This is a genomic window from Methanohalophilus levihalophilus (assembly GCF_017874375.1).
GTDB lineage: Archaea > Halobacteriota > Methanosarcinia > Methanosarcinales > Methanosarcinaceae > Methanohalophilus > Methanohalophilus levihalophilus.
In genome coordinates, this window is the sequence record NZ_JAGGLK010000003.1 from 134951 (window position 1) to 156314 (window position 21364).

At 43.9% G+C, this 21364-nt stretch carries 25 protein-coding genes; 12 read left to right on the plus strand and 13 right to left on the minus strand.

The window, feature by feature from the left end; all coding sequences use genetic code 11:
- The first annotated feature begins 152 nt into the window (after positions 1–152).
- The 4 genes from J2755_RS07990 to J2755_RS08005 are packed head-to-tail and all read left to right on the plus strand — an operon-like array spanning position 153 to position 3956.
- On the plus strand, positions 153–1415 hold the full coding sequence (locus tag J2755_RS07990; protein WP_209681768.1) for a rhodanese-like domain-containing protein: 1263 nt from the start codon (positions 153–155) through the stop codon (positions 1413–1415).
- Complete coding sequence (egtD, locus tag J2755_RS07995) at positions 1412–2374, plus strand: L-histidine N(alpha)-methyltransferase (RefSeq protein ID WP_209681770.1); 963 nt, start codon at positions 1412–1414, stop codon at positions 2372–2374. Before J2755_RS07990 ends, egtD begins: the two co-directional genes overlap by 4 nt.
- Positions 2371–3552: a cysteine desulfurase gene (locus J2755_RS08000; RefSeq protein ID WP_209681771.1), complete on the plus strand. Its 1182-nt coding sequence runs from the start codon at positions 2371–2373 to the stop codon at positions 3550–3552. Before egtD ends, J2755_RS08000 begins: the two co-directional genes overlap by 4 nt.
- Positions 3549–3956: a SufE family protein gene (locus tag J2755_RS08005; RefSeq protein WP_209681772.1), complete on the plus strand. Its 408-nt coding sequence runs from the start codon at positions 3549–3551 to the stop codon at positions 3954–3956. Before J2755_RS08000 ends, J2755_RS08005 begins: the two co-directional genes overlap by 4 nt.
- A gap of 7 nt (positions 3957–3963) precedes the next feature.
- On the opposite strand, the gene J2755_RS08010 is transcribed toward J2755_RS08005, so the two are convergent.
- The gene (locus J2755_RS08010) at positions 3964–4392 is read right to left on the minus strand and encodes a DUF61 family protein (RefSeq protein WP_209681773.1); all 429 of its coding nucleotides are present in this window, start codon (positions 4390–4392) and stop codon (positions 3964–3966) included.
- A 164-nt stretch (positions 4393–4556) separates the two neighbouring features.
- On the opposite strand from J2755_RS08010, the gene J2755_RS08015 reads away from it, so the two are divergent.
- Positions 4557–5627, plus strand: coding sequence for a hypothetical protein (locus tag J2755_RS08015; protein WP_209681774.1), 1071 nt, complete (start codon positions 4557–4559; stop codon positions 5625–5627).
- 29 nt (positions 5628–5656) lie between these two features.
- Here J2755_RS08015 and J2755_RS08020 read toward each other — a convergent pair whose 3' ends face one another.
- From J2755_RS08020 to J2755_RS08035, 4 genes are all read right to left on the minus strand, one after another.
- Positions 5657–7741, minus strand: coding sequence for an adenosylcobalamin-dependent ribonucleoside-diphosphate reductase (locus J2755_RS08020; protein WP_209681776.1), 2085 nt, complete (start codon positions 7739–7741; stop codon positions 5657–5659).
- A 70-nt stretch (positions 7742–7811) separates the two neighbouring features.
- The gene (locus tag J2755_RS08025) at positions 7812–8927 is read right to left on the minus strand and encodes an SO_0444 family Cu/Zn efflux transporter (protein WP_209681777.1); all 1116 of its coding nucleotides are present in this window, start codon (positions 8925–8927) and stop codon (positions 7812–7814) included.
- The gene (locus J2755_RS08030) at positions 8924–9274 is read right to left on the minus strand and encodes an ArsR/SmtB family transcription factor (protein WP_209681778.1); all 351 of its coding nucleotides are present in this window, start codon (positions 9272–9274) and stop codon (positions 8924–8926) included. The genes J2755_RS08025 and J2755_RS08030 overlap by 4 nt, the downstream gene beginning before the upstream one ends.
- 78 nt (positions 9275–9352) lie before the next feature.
- Positions 9353–10507: a S1C family serine protease gene (locus J2755_RS08035; protein WP_209681779.1), complete on the minus strand. Its 1155-nt coding sequence runs from the start codon at positions 10505–10507 to the stop codon at positions 9353–9355.
- Between the two features lie 133 nt (positions 10508–10640).
- On the opposite strand from J2755_RS08035, the gene J2755_RS08040 reads away from it, so the two are divergent.
- Together J2755_RS08040 and J2755_RS08045 are read left to right on the plus strand one after the other, a co-directional pair.
- Positions 10641–10982 carry a cupin domain-containing protein gene (locus J2755_RS08040; RefSeq protein WP_245312846.1) on the plus strand — a complete coding sequence of 114 codons (342 nt, stop codon included), beginning with the start codon at positions 10641–10643 and terminating at the stop codon, positions 10980–10982.
- A gap of 310 nt (positions 10983–11292) precedes the next feature.
- Positions 11293–12639, plus strand: a complete 1347-nt coding sequence (locus J2755_RS08045; protein WP_209681780.1) for a PAS domain-containing sensor histidine kinase — start codon at positions 11293–11295, stop codon at positions 12637–12639.
- A 1-nt stretch (position 12640) separates the two neighbouring features.
- Here J2755_RS08045 and J2755_RS08050 read toward each other — a convergent pair whose 3' ends face one another.
- Positions 12641–13057: an HIT family protein gene (locus tag J2755_RS08050; protein ID WP_209681781.1), complete on the minus strand. Its 417-nt coding sequence runs from the start codon at positions 13055–13057 to the stop codon at positions 12641–12643.
- 137 nt (positions 13058–13194) lie between these two features.
- On the opposite strand from J2755_RS08050, the gene J2755_RS08055 reads away from it, so the two are divergent.
- The 5 genes from J2755_RS08055 to J2755_RS08075 are packed head-to-tail and all read left to right on the plus strand — an operon-like array spanning position 13195 to position 16460.
- The gene (locus J2755_RS08055) at positions 13195–13431 is read left to right on the plus strand and encodes a FeoA family protein (RefSeq protein ID WP_209681784.1); all 237 of its coding nucleotides are present in this window, start codon (positions 13195–13197) and stop codon (positions 13429–13431) included.
- Positions 13432–13436: 5 nt separating this feature from the next.
- On the plus strand, positions 13437–13685 hold the full coding sequence (locus J2755_RS08060) for a FeoA family protein (protein WP_209681786.1): 249 nt from the start codon (positions 13437–13439) through the stop codon (positions 13683–13685).
- Positions 13682–15676: a ferrous iron transport protein B gene (gene feoB / locus J2755_RS08065; RefSeq protein ID WP_209681788.1), complete on the plus strand. Its 1995-nt coding sequence runs from the start codon at positions 13682–13684 to the stop codon at positions 15674–15676. The genes J2755_RS08060 and feoB overlap by 4 nt, the downstream gene beginning before the upstream one ends.
- A 16-nt stretch (positions 15677–15692) precedes the next feature.
- A complete protein-coding gene (locus tag J2755_RS08070) occupies positions 15693–16130 on the plus strand; it encodes a hypothetical protein (protein ID WP_209681791.1) in 438 nt (145 codons plus the stop codon).
- Between the two features lie 39 nt (positions 16131–16169).
- Entirely contained in the window at positions 16170–16460 is a 291-nt protein-coding gene (locus tag J2755_RS08075) for a FeoC-like transcriptional regulator (protein ID WP_209681794.1), read from the plus strand.
- A gap of 21 nt (positions 16461–16481) precedes the next feature.
- On the opposite strand, the gene J2755_RS08080 is transcribed toward J2755_RS08075, so the two are convergent.
- From J2755_RS08080 to thiC, 7 genes are all read right to left on the minus strand, one after another.
- Positions 16482–17444 carry a formylmethanofuran dehydrogenase gene (locus J2755_RS08080; RefSeq protein ID WP_209681795.1) on the minus strand — a complete coding sequence of 321 codons (963 nt, stop codon included), beginning with the start codon at positions 17442–17444 and terminating at the stop codon, positions 16482–16484.
- A 6-nt stretch (positions 17445–17450) separates the two neighbouring features.
- Positions 17451–17849 (minus strand): ATP-binding protein, encoded by a 399-nt coding sequence (locus tag J2755_RS08085; RefSeq protein ID WP_209681798.1) that lies wholly within the window; start codon positions 17847–17849, stop codon positions 17451–17453.
- 13 nt (positions 17850–17862) lie between these two features.
- Positions 17863–18195, minus strand: a complete 333-nt coding sequence (locus J2755_RS08090) for a CGGC domain-containing protein (protein WP_209681801.1) — start codon at positions 18193–18195, stop codon at positions 17863–17865.
- Between the two features lie 2 nt (positions 18196–18197).
- Complete coding sequence (locus J2755_RS08095; protein WP_342591085.1) at positions 18198–19004, minus strand: DUF166 domain-containing protein; 807 nt, start codon at positions 19002–19004, stop codon at positions 18198–18200.
- Positions 19005–19088: 84 nt separating this feature from the next.
- Positions 19089–19217, minus strand: coding sequence for a hypothetical protein (locus J2755_RS11475; protein ID WP_280954402.1), 129 nt, complete (start codon positions 19215–19217; stop codon positions 19089–19091).
- A 21-nt stretch (positions 19218–19238) separates the two neighbouring features.
- A complete protein-coding gene (locus J2755_RS08100) occupies positions 19239–19670 on the minus strand; it encodes a peptidylprolyl isomerase (RefSeq protein WP_209681802.1) in 432 nt (143 codons plus the stop codon).
- A 196-nt stretch (positions 19671–19866) separates the two neighbouring features.
- A complete protein-coding gene (thiC, locus tag J2755_RS08105; protein ID WP_209681805.1) occupies positions 19867–21153 on the minus strand; it encodes a phosphomethylpyrimidine synthase ThiC in 1287 nt (428 codons plus the stop codon).
- Between the last annotated feature and the right edge of the window lie 211 nt (positions 21154–21364).

Below are 21364 nucleotides of genomic sequence, written 5' to 3' on the forward strand. Positions count from 1 at the left end.
TTATATGAGACTCCAATAATATTTTACTTCGGTAAAGGGTTTGGTAGTATAGTTTGATTCCGTTACGAAAACGAAGGTGTGCTATGGAATTCAATCCTTATTTTGGCATGCCGTGAGTTGAGTAGTTAACCATTAATTCAAAGGGTATTCACATGAAAGAAATTTTAACTGAAGAATTATCTGAAAACCTGAATAAGTATAAGGTGATTGATGTAAGGTCTGTTGATGCTTATAATGGGTGGAAAGAAGGTGGGGAAACAAGGGGCGGTCACATAAGGGGTGCAAAATCGCTGCCCTATAAATGGTTACATTTTATTGACTGGATAGAAATTGTAATGGACAAGAATATCCATCCAGATGATTCCCTTGTCATCTATGGCTATGAGGCCGACAAGACTGAAGAAGTGGCAAAGCAGTTTGAAAAAGCCGGCTATCCGGATGTAAGTGTTTACAACTCTTTTTTGGAATGGGCGGAAAACGGATTGCCCATGGAACATCTTGCACGATATCGCCAGCTGGTATCGGCAGACTGGCTCAACCAGCTGATTACAACCGGTGATGCTCCTGAATATGGCAATGACAAGTTCGTGGTTTGTCATGGACACTACCGTAACCCTGCGGACTATGATGAAGGTCATATCCCGGGTTCAATTCCAATTGACACGAATTCCCTTGAATCGACTAAAACCTGGAATCGTCGTACTCCCGAGGAAATCAAAGAAACCCTGGAGAATGCAGGCATCAGTCACGACACAACAGTAATTCTCTATGGAAGATTCTCCTCCCCGAACAACGATGATCCGTTCCCCGGAAGCAGTGCCGGGCATCTGGGATCAATTAGGGCTGCATTCATCATGCTTTATGCCGGTGTCAAGGATGTTCGCATCCTGAACGGCGGTCTCCAGTCCTGGCTTGATTCTGGATACGAGATTACCAAAGTTCCTGCTGAAAAAGAGAGGGTATCCTTTGGAGTTGATATTCCTCAGAAACCTGAAATTGCAGTAGATCTCGAAGAAGCAAAAGAAATTCTTGCATCCCCTGACAAGAACCTTGTATGCGTCAGGAGCTGGAGGGAGTACATTGGTGAGGTAAGCGGTTATAATTATATTGAGAAAAAAGGCCGGATTCCGGGATGTGTATTCGGGGATTGCGGTTCGGATGCTTATCACATGGAAAATTACCGGAATCTTGATCATACGATGCGTGAGTATCAGGAAGTTGAGGAAAGCTGGAAGAAGATTGGGATTACCCCGGAAAAGCGCAATGCTTTCTATTGCGGAACCGGCTGGAGGGGAAGCGAGGCTTTCTTCAACGCCTGGCTCATGGGCTGGGATAAAGCAGCAGTCTATGACGGCGGCTGGTTTGAATGGAGCAACAATGATCTTCCGTATGAGACAGGGGTTCCCGAAGAATGATTATTGAAGATTACATGCCCAAGGTTGGGGATAACGGAACACAGGAGTTACTGCTGTCCTGTCTGAAATCAAATCCGAAAACACTCCCTTCGGTGTTTTTTTATGATCATCACGGATCTGAGTTATATGAAGAAATAACCCGGCTGGATGAGTATTATCCCCCGAAGATAGAGATTCCGCTACTCAGGTCAACAGCCCGGAAACTGAAAAGCGAGTTGAAAGACTGCGATATAGTGGAGCTTGGCAGCGGGGATTGCTCAAAGATTTCAGTGCTGCTGGATGAGGTTCCCGAGAAGATTCGCCGGACTATAGTTTATTATCCGGTTGACGTTAGCAAAAACGCAATTGAGAAGTCTGCCTGCAATCTTCAGGAAAAGTATCCTGAAATGGGAATTCATGGTATTACTGCTGATTTCCTCAAGCATATTGAAAAAATACCCGGGGACAGAAAACGATTCTTTTGTTTTTTTGGAAGCACAATAGGCAACCTGTCTGAAGAAAAGGCAATAGAATTCATGGGCAACCTCGGAAAAGAGATGAATGAAAATGACCGGCTTCTTCTCGGGATGGATATGGTAAAAGACATCGACGTGCTCGAGAAAGCCTATAATGACAGCAAGGGTGTAACTGCAGAATTTAATAAGAACATACTGATTGTTACAAACAACCATCTTGGAACCAATTTCAATCCGGATGACTTCGAACACGTTGCTTTCTTCAATAAGGAATATTCCCGCATAGAGATGCACTTGAGAGCAAAAAAGGATCTTGAAGTTTCAAGTCCCCTGTTAAATGAGGCTATAAGAGTCAAAAAAGGCGAGACCATTCACACTGAAAATTCCCATAAGTATACCGTTGAAGGAATCCGGAAGATGGCAGATGCTGCGGGGCTTTCCGTAGCACAGATTTTTTCCGATGATAAAAGATGGTTCTCTCTTGTTGAAATGGTGAAAAAATGACTGGTTTTGCAAATGACTTCCCTATACTTGCACAGGAGGTATACGGGAGACGATTGGTTTACCTTGATAATGCTGCAACTACGCAAAAACCGGATTGTGTGATTGATGCAATATCTGATTTTTACAGGAAAGACAACAGTAACATCCATCGCGGTGTTCATTACCTTAGTGAGGTTGCCAGTGAGAAGTACGAAGAGGCACGCAAAAAAGTGAGTGATTTCATAGGTGCGCCAGAACAGAGCGAAGTGACATTCACTTCCGGAACAACCGGCTCAATCAATCAGGTTGCTCGTTCTCTCGAACCTACATTGAAGGGAAACGAGGTTCTCGTAACAGGCGTGGAGCACCACTCAAATATCGTTCCCTGGCAGCTCGCAGGAGCAAAACTAAGGGCAATACAGGTTGACGATGATTGTAATCTTCTTCTGGACTCGATGGAATTCACAGATAAAACCAGACTGGTTGCCATAACCCATGTTTCCAACGTACTTGGCTGCATTAATGAAATCAGGGAAGTTGTGAAAATAGCAAAGGAGCACGATGTTCCTGTACTGGTTGATGCAGCCCAGTCAATACAACACATACCCATTGATGTCAAAGACATTGGGTGCGATTTCCTTGCATTTTCAGGTCACAAGATGTATGCCTCAACAGGTGTCGGAGTGCTTTATACAAGCGAGCGTTTCAGCGATGTCATGCCTGCAATAGGAGGCGGAGGCATGGTTGAAAAAGTTGAGCTTGAAAAAACAACCTTCCTGAAACCTCCCCTCAGGTTTGAAGCAGGGACACCGGATATTGCAGGAGCAATCAGTATTGGTTCTGCAATTGATTATTTGCAGAAAATAGGAATGGACAAAGTAAAGAAGCATGAGCATGACGTCTATTCCTACGCAAGGGATAAACTGATGGAAATGGACATTGTCAGGATTTATGGAACCGCAGATGAGATGTGTGGGGCTATCTCATTCAATCTGGAAGATATTCATCACTATGATGCAGGGTTGATACTGGACAAGATGGGTGTTGCTGTCAGGACCGGTCATCACTGTGCCCAGCCATTAATGCGATTCCTTGGCGTGGAAGGAACAGTTCGGGCAAGTTTTGCATTGTACAACACAAAAGAAGATGTGGACATGCTTGTTGAAGGAATACAGAAAGTAGAGATGATTCACAATTGAGAGACGCTATTCAAGATGAAATAATAAAGGAATTCGACGGCCTTGAATGGTTTGACAAATACGGTCTCCTCATTTCCTTTGGCAAAGTTCTCGAACCGATGGATGCTGAGTTTAAAACAGAAGAAAATGCAATCAGCGGATGCCAGTCGAAAGTCTGGATCAATAGTTTAGTTAATGACGGAAAATTGGTTTTCAGCCTTGATAGTGATGCAATGATTACCAAGGGAATAATTTCCCTTTTGATGAAAGTGATAAATAATCGGTCTCCCCAGGAGATTCTGGATCTCGATTTGTATTTCATTGATGATATTGGCTTGAAGTCAAATCTATCACCTGCCCGATCAAACGGTCTGGCGTCGATTATTAGCAGGATCAGGGAAATAGCTAAAGAGAAGGCAGATTGATTTCCTGTCATCGCATTGCAATCTGGACAACCGTGGGGTACTTCTTCAGAATTGAATATGCAATGCTTTTTCCGACCCAAACTTTGCCGTCATGGAACTCGCGTTTTTCACCAAGTTCTCCAAGAATCTGGAATGCCTTTAATGCAGTTTTGTCATTGAGGAAACAGCTATCATCAACTTTGATGTCCGTAAAAAACAGGATTGGAAGTTTCAGTCTTTCCCTAACTTCCCATGGGAGCTTGTCTCCTAGTGCTTTGATTATTTTTGTATCAAATACATAATCATCGCCATCCTTTGTCTTTGAGGATGGTTTTTCTTCCTTTAGCAGTGTGGCAAGAGTTTTCCTGTCTGCTACAATTCCCCTGTTGATTTTACTGATTTCTCCCCGAACCCATCTTGTGAAAACAGAATCTTCTCCGGGAGCTCTTCCTGTCATATTGCACTTCCCCATTTCACAGCGCCATATTTGGATTTCGCATTCTGTGTGATTTAAAAATAGATCTGAAATTGATTGTAAATCACATTTTCCTTTGTTTTGCTAACTTCAGTTTAATTCCTTTGGATAAGAATAACTATATACAACGGTGCAAGTGACTACATATGAAAAAAATTGTCCTTCTAATCATGCTCGCTCTCCTGTTTTCCGGATGCACAGGTGATGAAGCAGCTGAAGATGGCGAGAATATAGTCAATGATGATTCACTGGGACTCGGATTTACTGATTTTCCTTATGCAGGAACCTCGGAAGGGTATCAGGACACTTTTCTGACAATCATAAATGATGGCAATATGGTTGCAATGCATTTTGATGATGGCATTCCATGGGAGCAGGCACTAAGTGGTGAATACAGCGAAGATTATATTGGCTTGATGCAGGCCAAATCCGATGCAATCCCGAAGTCCCATAGGGTATACCTCGCAATAACTCCCATCAATTTTGAGAGGGATGATTTAGCGACAAATCTGGATGGAAACGGAGTCTGGCGCTCTACTCTGGATGATGAAGATGTTATTCGGGCTTACACCAATCATGCGCTTACAATGATTGATATTTTTGAACCGGATTACTTTGCCTATGCCATTGAACCAAATTTGTTTTATTTCAGGGAACCTGCACGATGGGACGAGTTTTCCACTCTGTCTGAATCAGTATATGCTGAAATAAAAGCAGAACATCCTGATCTTCCGGTTTTCTTTACAATTCAGGCGGAAACCTATCATGCGGATAAGGCAGGGCAGACTGAAGCTCTTAAGGCTGTACTTCCGAACTCCGACATCATTGCCATCAGCACGTATCCATTTGCAGGAAGTTATACGGCATTCGGTATCCCGGGCAATTACTTTGCGGATATAAAGGCACTCGATAATTCAAAACCATACGCAATATCTGAAACTTCCTGGCCAGCAGAGGATATTGCAGATCCATATCCTGTTTTGATTGCCGGAAGTGAGGAAGATCAATACATCTATCTTGATAGGATATTTGATGAATTTGGCGAAGGTGAATTTATCGTCTGGTTTTTCTCAAGGGATTTTGACGAATTCTGGGATGATGAATTGAAGGATTCACCAATGGCTCCCACGATACGTTTGTGGAAAGATAGTGGCCTGTATGATGGAAATGGGAATGCAAGGGATGCTTTAGAGTTGTGGAAGCAAAAATTAGGATAAATGAGCCGTTAATGGGAAAGAGGCAGGAATCAGATGTTGCACTCTTTCCTCAAACATTCCCCCGAAAACTCCGAATCCGCAACGATGCTTTCCTGCTTTCCTCCGGTAAGCCCGCCAAGAACCAATACCTGTTCATCCTTGCTGCCATAACGGTATGCGGTGATGCCCTTACATTTAAGCTTGTAAGCCAGCATGTAGATCTTCCTGATATCCTCAAGCGTGGCATTCTCAGGCAGGTTCACAGTTTTCGAGACTGCATTATCCACATGTTTCTGGAACGCTGCCTGCATCCTTACATGCCACTCAGGGGAAATATCAAGTGCTGTAACAAACAACGCCTTGATATCTTCCGGAATTGTAGGAATATCCTGAATGGAACCAGATCTGGAAATCTTGATCATCAGGTCTTTGCTGTAAAATCCTCTCTCCCGGGCAATATCCTCAAAAACCGGATTGATCTCCAGCAGCTGGGTTCCCATAACATTTCGTACGAAAGAAATTGCAAAAATAGGTTCTATGCTGGGACTTGTGCCTGCTATGATACTAAGGGTTCCGGTGGGAGCAACAGTGTTGAGTGTCGCATTACGCATTGTTCTGTATGTTCTTGATTGAACGTTTCCATCAAAATTCGGGAAACTGCCTCTTTCAGTTCCCAATTCTGCCGATTTCTTCATTGACTCAACTTTGATGAAATCCATAATGCGTTCTGCAATACCCAGAGCTTCTTCCGAGTTGTAGGGAATGGAAAGCTTTGCAAGAAGCTCCGCAAATCCCATCACCCCAAGGCCGATTTTACGGTTTTGCGTTGTAGTTGTTTCTATTTCTTCCAGTGGGTAGTTGTTGGCATCAATGACATTGTCGAGGAAATGGATAGCTTTGTGGACTGTGTCCCTCAGTTTGTCCCAGTCAATTCCGCTATCATCAACCATTGCAGACAGATTGATTGATCCAAGGTTGCAGGATTCATACGGCAGTAGTGGAATTTCACCGCATGGGTTTGTGCTTTCGATTTCTCCTATATGCTGCAACGGGTTTTCTCGGTTAATCTCATCTAGGAAAATCATTCCGGGATCCCCGGTCTGCCATACCATTGTGGTAATTAGGTCGAATACATCCCTTGCCCTTAACTTTTGGGTAATTTCTCCGGTCCGGGGGTTGATGAGTTCATACTCCTGATCTTCCTCTACGGCTTTCATGAATTTGTCTGTAACAGCTACGGAAATGTTGAAGTTCCTGAGAAATCCCTCTTTTTCCTTGGAAGTTATGAATTCAATTATGTCAGGATGATCAACCCGGAGGATGCCCATGTTTGCTCCTCTTCTTCTCCCTCCCTGTTTAACCACTTCAGTTGCCTGATCGAAGATAGTCATAAAGGACACTGGTCCTGATGCTATTCCTTTTGTGGACTGCACCATGTCACCCTTTGGTCGCAGTCTCGAAAAGGAAAAACCCGTCCCTCCACCGGATTGATGTATAAGGCTCATGTTTGCCAGGGTTCCGAAAATACCTTTCAGTGAATCCTCAATCGGCAGGACAAAACAGGCACTCAGTTGTCCCATATTTGTTCCGGCATTCATAATTGTGGGTGAGTTTGGGAGGAACTCCAGATTCGTCATCATCTCGTAAAACTCTTCTTCGGTATGCTTCACATCGCCGCCGTAATTATCATCAATTGCGGCTATTTCCCTTGCAACCCGTCGGAACATTTCAGCAGGGGTTTCCACAATCCTGCCGGATTCATCTTTCAGGAGATATCTTCTTTCCAGCACCCTTATCGCATTAAGTGAGAGTTTCAGTTCATCCTTTTCAACGCCCAGGAGTTTTTTTGCATCCCTTGCCTCGGTTTTTTTCTGTCGGTAAAGGATGTAGGCTTTTGCAACTTTTGCATGCCCGTTCAAAATCAAGATTTCTTCAACAATATCCTGCACATCTTCAACACCCGGGATAGAACTTCCAAAATTCTCTGCTATCCGCCTTACAACCTGTCCCGCGATGTTTTCGGCAAGTTTGCCATCGTGTTCCCCAACTGCCAGGATTGCCTTATGTACGGCTATAGCAATCTTTTCGGGTTCAAATCGGACAATCCTTCCGTCCCGCTTCCTGATTTCTTCCACTAACTATCCCCATTAAGATCTATTGATCTTCTGGATTAAATTATTATTTGCCTTGAATTACTGTTAGTCTTCAGTTTTCACAGCATTTGCTTTCCTGTTTTCCGAGATAGAAAGCGTAAGCAATCAGGATTGTGAGAAGTAGGGCAAAGAAGGTTTTCACGTCATCAGGCAGGACATCGCTTGCAGTACCCACTATGGATGTTGCTTCAATTCCCAGTCGGAAATAGATAAAATCAAGCAGGAGTCCGAATGCAAGGGCAAATATCGCGATGGTTGCAAGGTACAGGGTAGCTGCTCTTTTTCCGAGGAATCTCGTCACAACTGTAATTGTAGCTGCATTGGTTGCAGGCCCGGCAAGCAGGAACACAAAGGCGGTTCCCGGACTCATTCCCTTTGCAATAAGGGCTGCAGCAAGGGGTGTTGATGCTGTGGCGCATATGTAGAGCGGAATTCCTATTAGCAGCATAAGGAACATTGATGCGGCTCCTCCACCCAGATAGTTACGGATGAGATCTTCGGGGATCATGAAGGAAATTATTCCAGCGAGGACAAGTCCCACAATCAGCCATTTAGCAATATCTCCCAGTAGCTCAACGTATGCATACCTGAGGGCTCCGGTTATCTTTTGTGTGAATCCTTTTTCTGCATTGCCTTTTTCAATGCTGCAACTGCATGATGCTCCACAATCGGAAGTTTTTGTCGAAAGCGAGAGGCTAATAAGATTTTTCTGTTCAGGTTTTTTTTCTTCCCGGATCAGGAAATTATTTGCAACACCTGCTCCCAGTGCTGTTACAAAAGCTGCCAGTGGCCTGAACACAGTCATTATTGGATCGAGAAGTGCATATGTGATTGCAATAGAATCAGCCCCTGTTTCCGGGGTGGATATCAGAAATGAAAGTGTGGCGCCATCACTGGCTCCCCTCTTCTTGAGCGATATAGCAGCAGGAATAACTCCACATGAACAGAGGGGTATGGGTACTCCTGCGAGGGATGCTTTAAGTACGGATTTGAATTTCCCGGCACTTGCTCCCAGATGAGTTACAATTTTCTCTTCCGAAACGACCATTTCCAAGAGTGCAGCGATGCCAAATCCAAGGAAGAGATAGGGGGCAGCTTCTTCAAAGAGGCGCCATGTTTCTATTGAAACTCCGAGGAATACTTCAATTATTGTCTCTTTAAGGGTCATTTGCCCTCCTCAATTACATGCTGCTTGCACATTTCGATTAGCAGTCTCACATGATCGTCTGCAATGTGATATACTGCATACCTGCCTTCCTTTTTTACCCTTACAAGGTCAAGCTGCCTCAGGGTTCGCAGACTATGAGAGATAGCCGATTGTGTTACGTCCAGTGCGTAATTGAGCTCACAAACACACATTTCCTTATTTGTAAGCAAAAACAAAATTTTCAGTCTGGTTTCCGACTGGAGGGCCTGGAAAACATTGCCCATCCGGCTGATGTTTTCATCCGATGGAATTATTTCCATCATCTGTTTGATGAGTGTCTCATCAATATGATCGCATTTTTCTTCCATGAATGTATGAACAACTGTTCATATATTTAGTATTATGGTTCCAACGTAGTTATGAAACTAGTCAGAAAACCAGGCAAATCACTCGGGACGGATGCCAAGTTCAACATCAACAGTGATTTTTTCTCCACTGCGATAGAGGCTAATGCTGATTATGTCTCCGGGATGTTTGGAGTTTACGTATGCAATGATCTCATTGATTGCGGATATTGGAACTCCATCGACTCCAACAATGATGTCCCCATTAACAAAAACAGTTTCTCCGGCGATATTTTTTTCTTCCGCAGCAATCAGGCCCGCTTTATCCGATGGTCCGTCCTCAACTACCACTATAAGCATAATTCCGCTCGCAGCTTCTGTATTGAGCCCCATGTCCTCGGCAGCAAGAGGATCTACTGCCAGCATTCTTATTCCAAGCCATGCGTGTTCGAATTTACCCGTTTCAATTATGGAATCCGCTACCTCACGTACACGGTTTGAGGGAATGGAAAAGCCAACATTATCTCCGCTTTTAGCGCGATTTACACCTATTACTTCACCTGAGAGGGAAAGCAGCGGCCCACCTGAATTTCCCGGATTCAGGGCCGCGTCTGTCTGGATTACATCGGAAATTGAAAACCCATCCTCAGTTGAAAGGGTTCTTCCGGTTGCACTTACGATTCCCTGGGTAACACTTCCCTCAAGTCCAAAAGGACTTCCGATTGCCAGCACAATTTGTCCCGGACGCACTTCCGATGAATTGGCAAGCGGCAGTGGAACGGGGCAACAGCTCTCATCCGATGGGATGGATGAAATTTTCAATACGGCAATATCCGAAAATTTGTCTTCTCCTATGATCTCAGCTTTTCCGCCCTTTCCATTGTTAAAATGAACTTCCACAGTCTTTGCATTCTCAACAACATGCTGGTTCGTAATAATATGGCCTGCAGAATCGTAGAGAAAACCGGATCCACCAGAGGTAAACTCTGTACCATCTTCTTCCCCTTCAACTCTTACGGACACGACAGAATCCTGGACTTCGGAATAAAGCATTTCATAGATTTCAAATGAACTTGTGTTGAATTGAATCGTGGATTCGATATCGCAATTTGCATCAGTACCCAGCGGTTCCTGTGTTCCTGAATTATAGAACATTGCAGCAAAGGTAATCCCAATTACAAAACCAAGAATGAGGATTGCAAAGGCGACTGCATAGTTTGCTTCTTCGCTTCTTACGAATCCTTTTCCCGAGGCCATCACATCAATTATATCTACTGGGATTATTTAGTCCTATCTTTCAGGCACAATTACTTATTTTTGGAAGCACATCTTGGACTATTATTACGGGTAATTCCTGTTTTTCCGGAACTATGCAATGGGGGAAATACAAATGAGTAAAGAAAATTTATGGATGGCTTCAATGGATAAGGGGTTTTCAAGAGATTTAACTGAATTAATGCAATTTCCTACGGAAGGTATATTCAGTACTGTTCTTGCGAAATCAGAAAATTACAATTACACTCTTATGTGCCTTGCTGCAGGCTCTGATATTGACGAGCACACTTCAACAAAAAATGGTGTTGTTCAGGTTTTGAAAGGCAAGGGTAAATTCAGGCTTTTTGATCAGGATATTGAAATGAAAGAGGGTGTCTTTATCTTCATGCCGAAAAATGCTCCTCATTCCCTGAAAGCGGATGAAGACCTTTCAATATTGCTTTGCCTGACAACCTGATGGAAAACACTTATTTTTATTTGAAAACAGCCCTGCAGCTGTAAAATAGTTGCAGGGCAGCAGTTTCTTTTGTAGTTTCCAACTGCTAGTACAGATTCATTTTTTGAATGGGCATATGTTTCATTTTTTACGAAATTTATATTATAAAGATCTACTATTATGCAATACTCTCCACAATTTTAGAAAGTATTATATGTAGCTATGTCTTCTCAGGTTACTGGTTGATATGATACGAAAAGAGGTCTTTCTCCAAAGACATTTAATCATCTTTTTAGCAATTCTTGTGCTGATTCCTGCATTCTGGTTTCTCTTGTTTCCGCTGAAATCTCCTTTTGATATCGAGGATGTTTTTATTGAAGGAATATATCTTTTGTTTGCTCTTTTTTCACTTTACATGATATACAGGCTTGGAAGCTTCTCACTCTTGCTTGGGTGGTTTATTTTTATTTACGGGCTAACTTTTGATTTTCTGGATGAGTTCACAAAAGAACCTGATCTTTTTAGCGTACACCTTGAGGGATTTCTCACAGCTGCAGGCCTTCTTATAATTGCTGTAGGCTTCTATCGCGAGTATGACTCATTACAATCCCTGAAATCTTCCTTGCAAAGAAGCAATCATAGGCTTGAACTGGCACATGAGCTCTCCCATCAGGGTGTATGGGAATATGATCCGGATACAAAGGATTCATATTTCAGCCAACGCTGTTTGGAAATTGCGGGGTATGATTCAGGACGACCATTCAATTACTCCACATGGATGGATCTTATTCATGAGGATGATCGCGGGTTGATGTCTTCTACAATTGACAATCTTAATGAAAGCGGAAACCCTGCGGAGATAAACCTTCGCATAATTGATCTCTCCGGCAATCTGAAATGGATAAGAATGCGATTGGGCCTTGATTCAACGGATTCAAGTAACTATTCCCACAAGATTGTGGGTATATGCCTTGATATCACCTCACAAAAACATGCTGAAGACGATTTAACTCGCTCCAAAGAGCTAAGGGAAATGTTTGTTGACATCCTGAGGCATGATTTGCTAAACCCCATCGGTGTGATTCAGGGCTATGCGGGACTCCTTTCCAAGGGAGATCATGACGAGGCAACAAAAAAGTATTTGCAAAGGATAATCCAGAGCACAAAAAAGCTGGTGGAAATGGTTACTGACGCATCTTCTTTTGCAAAAGTTGAATCCCAGAAAGATGTCGAATTTACACGTATAGATCTCCGAAGGGTTGTTGTAACAACCATTGATGAAATGAGGCCTGCGTGGAATGAAAAGGGGATACATATCAATTTTTTCGGAGAACATGAGGTTCTTGTGAAATCTTCAAAATTTATCAAAAATGCTTTTGAAAATCTCCTCTCCAACGCTATTAAGTATTCACCGGATGGAAGTACAGTAAGAGTTTCCATTGAAGATATGGACACCTACTGGAAAATCAATGTTTTGGATAACGGGCCCGGGGTACTTGATGAAGATAAAGGCGAAATATTCGAGAGGTTTAGCCGGGCTCATAAGGGTGCGATAAAAGGTACGGGTCTGGGTCTTGCTATTGTTAAACGTGTTATGGAATTAAGCAACGGCGAAGCTGGTGTTTCTGATAACCCGGAGGGTGGTAGCATCTTCTGGATTAGCGGACCTAAGTTTTAAGTTATTGGAAATTGCCCAGTACCTGTTTTGCCAAATCTTCCAGATCCCCGGTATCCACTTCACTGCTGACTATTGAATGCATGGAGCCTCCGCCATCATTTTCGTAGCGTGGTATTATGTGAACGTGGACATGTGGCACGACCTGTCCGGCGAGTTCCCCGTTGTTGAGTCCTATATTTGCCGCAGGTGCACCAAGGGTCTCCAGTAATGTTTTCGTTACTTTATTCACGGATGAAAAAAGAAGGGCAGCATCGTCAGGTTTCATTTCAGTAAAGGCACTTACATGAATTTTAGGAATTACTACGGCGTGACCCCTTGAAACCGGATTTATGTCCAGAAATGCGAGCGTGAAATAATCTTCAAAGATCTTGTATGATGGAATTTCCCCTGAAACAATTTTGCAAAACAGACAGTCCATTTTAACACCATTTCCGGATTGGTTTTTCTTTATTTAATGTTTCTGTCAAACGACAAAAAGTTAGGGTTGCCGAAAACTATATATCAAAGCAAGTTATTCACTAATAAAATTAGGAAAACCTAAAAAAGGTGGATAAAATGTCAGGTTATACATTAGATTTACTGGAAACGGGGTCAAACGGGCGTATAATTGAAGTCAAAGGCCGTGGTAGTGCACGCAGAAGGCTTCTTGATATGGGGATGATTCCTGGTGCTATAGTCCACATTACTAAAAAAGCACCATTGGGAGATCCCATTGACATTAAGGTAAAGGGCTACAACCTTTCCCTCAGAAAACAGGAATCCGGATTGATTGTTGTAGAAACTGTGGAGTGATCTGAATGGGGTCAAAAATGCCGCTTTGCATGGCACCCAAAGGACAGGACTGCAAGGTATGCGAAATATGTGCGGGTAAAGCATTGGGCCACAGGCTAACTGAAATTGGATTCAATCAGCACTCCTGCCTGAAGGTTGTCGGCAGTGAAAGAGGATCTGTCGTCGTTCATATTAATGGGAGCAAGTATGCCCTTGGGCGCGGAATGGCCATGAAAATAATAGTTGAACCAGTGGCAGGTGGTGAAGCAACTTGAAACAAAAGATCACTGTAGCTGTTGCCGGTAATCCTAACGTTGGGAAAACAACTTTGTTTAATGCGCTTACAGGTGCCCGTCAGAAGGTCGGGAACTGGGCAGGAGTAACCGTTGAGAAAAAGGTAGGTACAAGGGAACACGGCAACTATGAAATCGAAATAGTTGACTTGCCCGGAACATACAGTCTTACTGCTTACTCCATGGACGAGGTTGTTGCCAGGGATTTCATCATAAACGAGAAACCGGATATTGTACTTCAGGTTGTGGATTCCACAAATCTTGAGAGAAACATGTATCTGACAACCCAATTGCTGGAACTTGGTTCAAGGCTTGTGCTTGCACTCAACATGTCTGATCTCGCAGAATCGAGGGGGGAATCAGTTGATCATGATAAACTTCAGGAATTCCTGAAAGTCCCTGCAATAAAAACAGTTGCAAGCAGCAAGGAAGGAATAACTCTCCTTCTGGATGAAATTGTGAATCAATTCGAGAATCCGGGCCAGCCGGAACATGAAATTGGTTATGGGAAGGAACTCGAAGATATCATTTGCAAACTTGAAAGTATCCTTGAAAAGGACGAAGTCTTTTCCTCCCTTTATCCACTGCGCTGGCTAAGTGTAAAACTCCTTGAAGGGGATGCAGACGCTCTTGAAAAACTCAGGGAAAGCAAAGTGGGGAAAGATGTTCAGAATCTGCTTTCAGGTCTGGATACTGATATTTATGAAGCCGAAATGGCTGATAAGAGGTACGAATTCATCGGTAGTCTTCTCCCACAGGTTTGCACCGGTTGCTCTGAACAGGTAACAGCTTCCGACCTTATCGATAAGGTTGTGACAAACAAGTATCTCGGAATTCCAATTTTTCTTTCACTCATGTGGGGAATGTTTGAACTTACATTTGCATTTGCCACTCCTTTCATGGACATGATTGACATGTTCTTTGGTTGGCTTGGAGGGTTTGTAGCAGCAAACATTGAGACACAATGGCTTGCTTCCCTGCTTGGTGATGGAATAGTCGCAGGTGTTGGATCAGTTGTACTGTTTGTCCCCAACATTTTCATTCTGTTCTTCATCCTTGCACTTCTGGAAGGTAGCGGATACCTTGCAAGAGCTGCGTTTATCATGGACAGGATAATGTATTCTGTGGGCCTTCAGGGTAAATCATTCATACCCATGCTTATGGGATTTGGGTGTTCTGTCCCTGCAATCATGGCTACGCGGACACTTGAAGATGAAAAGGATCGTCTGGTAACCATGCTTGTGGCTCCGTTCATGTCCTGCGGTGCCAGACTTCCTGTCTATGTACTGCTTGCTGGAACTTTCTTCGGCAGGCAGGCCGGAACAATCATCTTCGGTCTCTATGTGCTGGGAATCCTTGTTGCAATAGCATCAGCGAAGTTGTTCAGGAGCACATTGCTCAGAGGTGAATCATCACCGTTCATCATGGAATTACCCCCTTACAGAAGTCCATCACTGAAGACATCCGTTCTGCACATGTGGGCACAGGGATACCTGTATCTCAGGAAAGTTGGGACAGTCATTGTTGGTGGTGTCACCATCATATGGTTGCTTGCTTCCTTCCCGTCGGGTGTGGAATACGGTAGTGAGCAAAGTTTCATCGGGATACTCGGTCATCTCATCGAACCTCTGGTTGCACCACTTGGCTTCGATTGGAAGATTGCAGTCTCTCTTGTGTTTGGATTTGTTGCCAAGGAAGTAGTAGTTGGTTCACTTGGTGTCCTTTATGGCTCAGGTGAGGACGAAGCTCTTCTTTCAGGCGCACTTCTTGCAGATCCGACATTCACTCCGGCAATTGCCCTCGGACTGATGGTATTCACATTGCTCTATGTGCCGTGTATTGGTACAGTGGCTGTGATTAAGAAAGAATCCGGCTCATGGAGATGGATGGGATTCGCTGCGGCCTATACAACATTTGTTGCCTGGATGCTTGCATTCATCACAGTGAAGTTTGGAGGATTTGTGCTCGGATAAAAAGGAGATGTTAAAAATGGAAAATCACAAAACAATGGAATTGTTTTCCTTCATATTGGGTCTGAGCTATTCACTGGCTGGGATTGTGCAGATTGGAAAGGGTATTGGTCTCCTGAATTCAGCCTTTGCAGAGAGTCTGTTTATTCCCGGGGAAACAGCAGGTGGATTTGTGCTTCTGGTAGTGGGTGCCGTGTTTATCGCTGGATGGAATACTTTCCGGGCAGATCAGCAGGAAGGAATTGCTTATGTTTATGTAGGGATTCTGCTTTCACTGATCTTTGCAGCAGTTTACATGCTCTCAATGGTTGCGAACGGTATGGAAGCCTACCTGCTTTCAGCAGAAGGATTTGAAAACTGGACTCCGCTTTCAGACCTGAAGCCGGCTGTATATTTGGGTCTGGCTGCACTTGGAGCTTATCTCGGGTGGAAGGAAAAATTCTCCTTCTCCGCCTGAATTAATACTTGAAAATAAAAAGGAGGTGCAATTCTGGTAATGGGATACAAGGCAGTGCTGAAGAATTTTGATGATTTCAGCAAAACCGGTTCCTTCTCATTTAATGAGATGGCTGCAAAAATGAATATGAGTTCAGGACAGCTAAAAGGTATGATTGATATGATGGAACGCATGGGTCACATTGAAGAAGTAAAAACCTCGTGTTCTGCTTCAGGTTCCGGATGTTCCAAATGCCATAGTTCCGGCTGTGGAAGCGGCATGTCTCCAACTCTTCTTGGTGTCACATACCGGCTTACAGAAAAAGGTAGAAAGGTTTGTGCAGAAGCATAAACCTTTTTTGTTTAATAAAAATCACTCAACTTTTCTTCTGACAAGGGATCCATCACGCATCTTAATGGTGATATATTTCCCCTCATCCGAAGCTTCATATTTGTTGTACTGGAGGGAAGCAAATCTTCCGGCATCGAGATATTTTTTGAGTAACTCAATGTCCTGTTTTTCCAGTTTTCCTTTTTGGGCAGGTGGGCTAATACTTGCTTTCTTGTGAGAAAGGATGGTGCCATCTTTCATGTCTGCCCCAACATATCCCTGCATTTCCTCAGCAATCAAATAACCGGCTTTCATGAAAGCGCCTGCAAATTCCCCGCATTTACCCTTTACAACAACAGTGCCACCGTTAAGATGGGATGCTGTATTCATCCCTGCATTTCCTTCAATAATGAGAGTTCCTTTTTGCATCAGCAAGCCGGAACCATTGTACACATTACCTGTGACCTGGATTTCGACATCACAACTGCAACGAGCTGCGATAGTGCCTCTTAGGACATTATCGGAAAGAACAAGTTTATGCCCTTCCAGCTTGTTGGAAATCGGAGTTTCGTCCGGATTATTGCATAATAAATCCGTGATGGATACGAATTTCCTGTAGCCTTCACTATCTGATTCAACTTCAATGATGTTCCCCAAAGGCTCGGCAATTTCCCCGCTCACATACATCGTACCGGAAACCATGCCCATTCCGGCTTCAATGCCTACATTCCCGTCGACGATAATTGTTCCTGCTTTCTCGACACCGCCGTTTCCTCCCAGATGCTCAATGCTTGCTCCCATGCTATGTGCAAGCTGCTCTCCGGTGTCTCCTTTTATGTGCACGGTTTCCCCGGCCTTCAGGGCCTCAACAATTTCCCTGTAAGTATGGGTGGATCCTTTCTGGCCTGGAATGACGGTATCCCGCTCAAAGTTGCTGCTCCAGCAGAAGTCAAAGGTATAGTCACACAGCTTATCAACCGGGTTTTCAAGTTCAAGCAGGATCATTTATTCTCATCCGTGAATAAGTGCAGGGAGACAGCGGGTACATACCCAGATGCTTTCCTTACCATGCCTGAGTGGCATGAGGTATCTTTCATTTTCGCTGAGGCCGCACTGGAAGCAGTGGATTGATGTGTCTTCATGCTTTGTTTCTTTTGCTTCTTCATCCCTTTTCACCTTAGCAGCAGCTACGGCTTCCGGACTGAAATCCACGGTTTGTCTTTCTTCAATGGAAATTGCATCCTGTGGGCAGACTCCGATACAGAATCCCATTCCGTCACAGAGCTCCTCGGATACAACCTTTGCTTTACCATCGATTATCTGGATAGCTCCCTCAGCACAGGGCGAAACACACTTTCCACAACCGTTACACTTTTCCTCATCGATATGTACTATCATTCTCTTTACCATTCACAAACCTCCATTAGTGATGTGTACCTTCAACAACTTCAAACCCGGCGTCTTCGAAAGTTTTCCTGATAGAATCCACATGCGGGCATTCCGGATAATTTTCCATCAGCATGCAGGAACTCAGGTGAACCGTATCTATTCCGGATTTTTTCAGGGATTTGGCAAGCCGGTATGTTCGTCTTCCCGGGCAGCCACCACAGGTGAAAAAGGCCGCCATCTCCGTATCATCGTCATAATCGCTAAATTTCACTTTCCGCCCGTTGAAAGCCTTAAAACAACCGGTTCCGGGACAGGCTTCCGCTGTGATGTCACAGCGAACTACGGCTATCTTCCTTTTGCCTTCCATAATCAACCCTCATTTTGCGCTTCTTTGATTGCGGAATCAACGCTTTCTCTTATTATGTATCCTGCTTCGTGGAGAATTGTGTCCCCGATCTCCGGATCCTGCTGCATACTTGCAGTACATGGGTATGCATGGTGTGCCTTTGAGACAGTTTCCTTGAACTCTTCCACATCTGAATGTGAGAGTTTCCTTGCAACGTACCATGTGCATCCACATGGGGCATCCCTTATCACCCTTGCAAGGGCAATTCCTTTTCCTGAATCATCAAGCTCCAGATAGAGTTTTGGTCTTCCAAACCCGAGGTTCACAAAGGAATCAATATAATGTTTCCCGGTTTTTTGCAGGCTGCAGAAAGGCTTTGGGAATTCACACTCTACTCCCATGTCTTCAAGTTTTTTCCTCAACTGCCCTACTAGCCCTGCCGGTGCAAGAGAGGGATTTTCTCCGGGAGCGATTACAGCTTTTGCATTTGACCTTTTTGCAAGTTCCGGGAGTGCAGCCAGAATGTCCGGATGCAGGTTGAGTGCAAGCAGGAGGTCACATGATGCCATTTTTTCCGGGAGGAACTCTTCTGGTTCTTCAATAAACTCCGGGAGATCAGAGGTAAACTCATGCAACTCAACAATATCCATTGCATAAGAGGGCCGGAATTCCCTGCAGTGATCGCAGAGTTCTCCGCAGGAAGTACAGAATCCGTTGTCATTGATGAGATTACCGATAACCTTCCTTCCAAACTCATCGCCGTAACAAATGCTAATTCTGATTTTTTCAACGTCTGTCTCTGTTATATGATCCCTCCGGGCAGGCAGAATATACTCTGTATACCTAGTATATTATAGATACCGCTATATATAGACTGTGGTCTGCTACCAAGTACTTAAAAAAAGAAACGCCTGTTATAACAGGCTAAAAACTACGTTGTACGTGAGTATGAAAATCAATACCAGTATGACCATGAGGAAGAGCTTTTTAAGCTCTGAATAATTCCTTCCTATGGCATTTCCAAGCCTTAACCAGAATCCCATATCATACCTTTTTCTTAATTTTTATTCTTCTTCTATCCGAAGCCTGGTCATTACGTCTCCCTGTCTGACTTTATGGACCACGTCCATTCCATCAATGACTTTCCCGAATACTGTATGAACACCATCAAGATGGGGCTGTGGGGAATGGGTTATGAAGAACTGGCTTCCTCCGGTGTTTTTACCTGCATGTGCCATTGAAAGTGCACCGGTTCCGTGTTTTTGTGGATTTCCTTTAGTTTCACATTTAATTGTCCATCCAGGTCCGCCTGTGCCATCTCCCTTTGGACAACCGCCCTGGATCACGAAGTCGGAAATTACTCTGTGGAATGTAAGGCCATTGTAGAATCCTTGCTTGATAAGTTTTTCAAAGTTAGCCACTGTTTTAGGTGCATCCTTTTCAAATAGTTCAAGAACAATGTCGCCACTCTCAGTTTCGATAATTGCTTTTTTCATTTTAAGACTCCATAGATATAAGATTAAAATACGTCTGGCTTTTTTAGCTTTCGCTTTACGGCTGTTTTTATTCCTTATAGTAAATAAAGGTGGTTAGTATTTACCCTTTTGCAAAACACAAAACTTAAGGAACTAAGAAAACACGGAAAATCCGTAAAAAAAGAAAGAAAAGAAAGGATAAGTAATGCCAGAGGCATTACTTGCAGAGGTCGTAACTCTGGTTAACGATCTTGAGTGCGCAGAAGTCACCGCACATGGTGCATGCATCTGTGTCTTCTGGGGCACGACTGTTTCTGATTTCTCTTGCGAGTTCTGGGTCAAGTGCCTGCTCGTACATTGCTTCCCAGTCAAGTTTTGCGCGTGCTCTGCCCATTGCGAGGTCAACGTCACGGCTTTCCTTGTACTTTACCATGTCACCAACGTGTGCTGCAATCCTTGATGTCTTGACACCTTCAATTACATCTTCTTTGTTTGGAAGTGCAAGGTGTTCTGCTGGTGTTACGTAGCAGAGGAAGTCACAGCCCACGGATGCGGATGTGGCTGCTCCGATTGCTGTTACGATGTGGTCGCGACCTGCGCCGATGTCTGATACGAGTGGACCAAGCATGTAGAATGGCTTTCCATCGCTCATTGATTTCATCAGTTTAACGTTCATCTCTACTTCGTCGAGTGGAACGTGGCCTGGACCTTCGACAATGACCTGAAGACCATATTTGTCGTGTGCTTTCTGTGCACATTCTGAGTTGATAATCAATTCCTGAATCTGTGCCCTGTCGGTAGCATCGTGGATTGCACCTGCGCGCATTCCGTTACCTGTGGAAAGGGTAACTTCGTGTTCCTTGAGGATTTCACAGAGATAATCGAAGTCTGCGTAAAGTGGGTTTTCCTTTTCGTTGTGGAGCATCCATGTGCTCATGAAAGCACCGCCACGGGAACAGAGTCCGCCATAGCGACCGTGTGCTTTGAGCCTGTCGAGAACAATGTTGTTGATACCAGTGTGAATTGCCATGAAGTTGGTACCGAGTTTTGCCTGTTCTTCGGTTGCGTTCCAGAGGTCGTCTTCTGTCATGTGGACAATAGAGCCGTCTCTCTTGGCTGCTGATATGAATGCCTGGTACAGTGGGACTGAACCAACAGACAGGGAAATTGCGTCACAGACTTTCTTCCTGATGCCGAGGAAATCTCCACCGGTTCCGAGCTCCATGAGGGTGTCTGCACCGGCTGCTTCTGCTGCCTTTGCTTTTTCAACTTCTGCTTCTTCGTCAATGATGTCGGAGGAAGCACCAATGGATGCGTTCACTTTTGTCCTTAATCCTTCACCAATTCCGCAGTGTTTGATGTCCCTGTATGGAGTTACCGGGATTACAATTCTTCCTGCAGCGATTCCGCGGCGGATAAATTCAGGATCTTTGCCTTCATTTGCTGCCACAATCTTCATTTCTTCGGTGATTACACCACGTTTTGCATCTTCTACGAGTGACATGATTATACCTCACTGTGTATGGTCGTGAGATGAAACAGATTTTATTTAAAGGTTCTCAAAAAATCAACTTTAGTTGTTCTCCAACGAAATTGTTTAATCCTCAGAAGAATGCTTCTGTATTGTTTCAGATAAAAGAGAAAAATCGCTCTTAGGATCTGCTTTTCTAGGCGTGATAATATGAAGTGTGAAGAGTTTGCTATGTGCAAAAAAC

Bases quoted from the DNA above. Each gene is read 5' to 3' on its own strand.
- J2755_RS07990 (WP_209681768.1), top strand. From the start codon at position 153: ATGAAAGAAATTTTAACTGAAGAATTATCTGAAAACCTGAATAAGTAT.
- egtD (WP_209681770.1), top strand. From the start codon at position 1,412: ATGATTATTGAAGATTACATGCCCAAGGTTGGGGATAACGGAACACAG.
- J2755_RS08000 (WP_209681771.1), top strand. From the start codon at position 2,371: ATGACTGGTTTTGCAAATGACTTCCCTATACTTGCACAGGAGGTATAC.
- J2755_RS08010 (WP_209681773.1), bottom strand. From the start codon at position 4,392: ATGACAGGAAGAGCTCCCGGAGAAGATTCTGTTTTCACAAGATGGGTT.
- J2755_RS08015 (WP_209681774.1), top strand. From the start codon at position 4,557: ATGAAAAAAATTGTCCTTCTAATCATGCTCGCTCTCCTGTTTTCCGGA.
- J2755_RS08025 (WP_209681777.1), bottom strand. From the start codon at position 8,927: ATGACCCTTAAAGAGACAATAATTGAAGTATTCCTCGGAGTTTCAATA.
- J2755_RS08030 (WP_209681778.1), bottom strand. From the start codon at position 9,274: ATGGAAGAAAAATGCGATCATATTGATGAGACACTCATCAAACAGATG.
- J2755_RS08035 (WP_209681779.1), bottom strand. From the start codon at position 10,507: ATGGCCTCGGGAAAAGGATTCGTAAGAAGCGAAGAAGCAAACTATGCA.
- J2755_RS08040 (WP_245312846.1), top strand. From the start codon at position 10,641: ATGAGTAAAGAAAATTTATGGATGGCTTCAATGGATAAGGGGTTTTCA.
- J2755_RS08050 (WP_209681781.1), bottom strand. From the start codon at position 13,057: ATGGACTGTCTGTTTTGCAAAATTGTTTCAGGGGAAATTCCATCATAC.
- J2755_RS08055 (WP_209681784.1), top strand. From the start codon at position 13,195: ATGTCAGGTTATACATTAGATTTACTGGAAACGGGGTCAAACGGGCGT.
- J2755_RS08060 (WP_209681786.1), top strand. From the start codon at position 13,437: ATGGGGTCAAAAATGCCGCTTTGCATGGCACCCAAAGGACAGGACTGC.
- J2755_RS08070 (WP_209681791.1), top strand. From the start codon at position 15,693: ATGGAAAATCACAAAACAATGGAATTGTTTTCCTTCATATTGGGTCTG.
- J2755_RS08075 (WP_209681794.1), top strand. From the start codon at position 16,170: ATGGGATACAAGGCAGTGCTGAAGAATTTTGATGATTTCAGCAAAACC.
- J2755_RS08080 (WP_209681795.1), bottom strand. From the start codon at position 17,444: ATGATCCTGCTTGAACTTGAAAACCCGGTTGATAAGCTGTGTGACTAT.
- J2755_RS08085 (WP_209681798.1), bottom strand. From the start codon at position 17,849: ATGGTAAAGAGAATGATAGTACATATCGATGAGGAAAAGTGTAACGGT.
- J2755_RS08090 (WP_209681801.1), bottom strand. From the start codon at position 18,195: ATGGAAGGCAAAAGGAAGATAGCCGTAGTTCGCTGTGACATCACAGCG.
- J2755_RS11475 (WP_280954402.1), bottom strand. From the start codon at position 19,217: ATGGGATTCTGGTTAAGGCTTGGAAATGCCATAGGAAGGAATTATTCA.
- J2755_RS08100 (WP_209681802.1), bottom strand. From the start codon at position 19,670: ATGAAAAAAGCAATTATCGAAACTGAGAGTGGCGACATTGTTCTTGAA.
- thiC (WP_209681805.1), bottom strand. From the start codon at position 21,153: ATGTCACTCGTAGAAGATGCAAAACGTGGTGTAATCACCGAAGAAATG.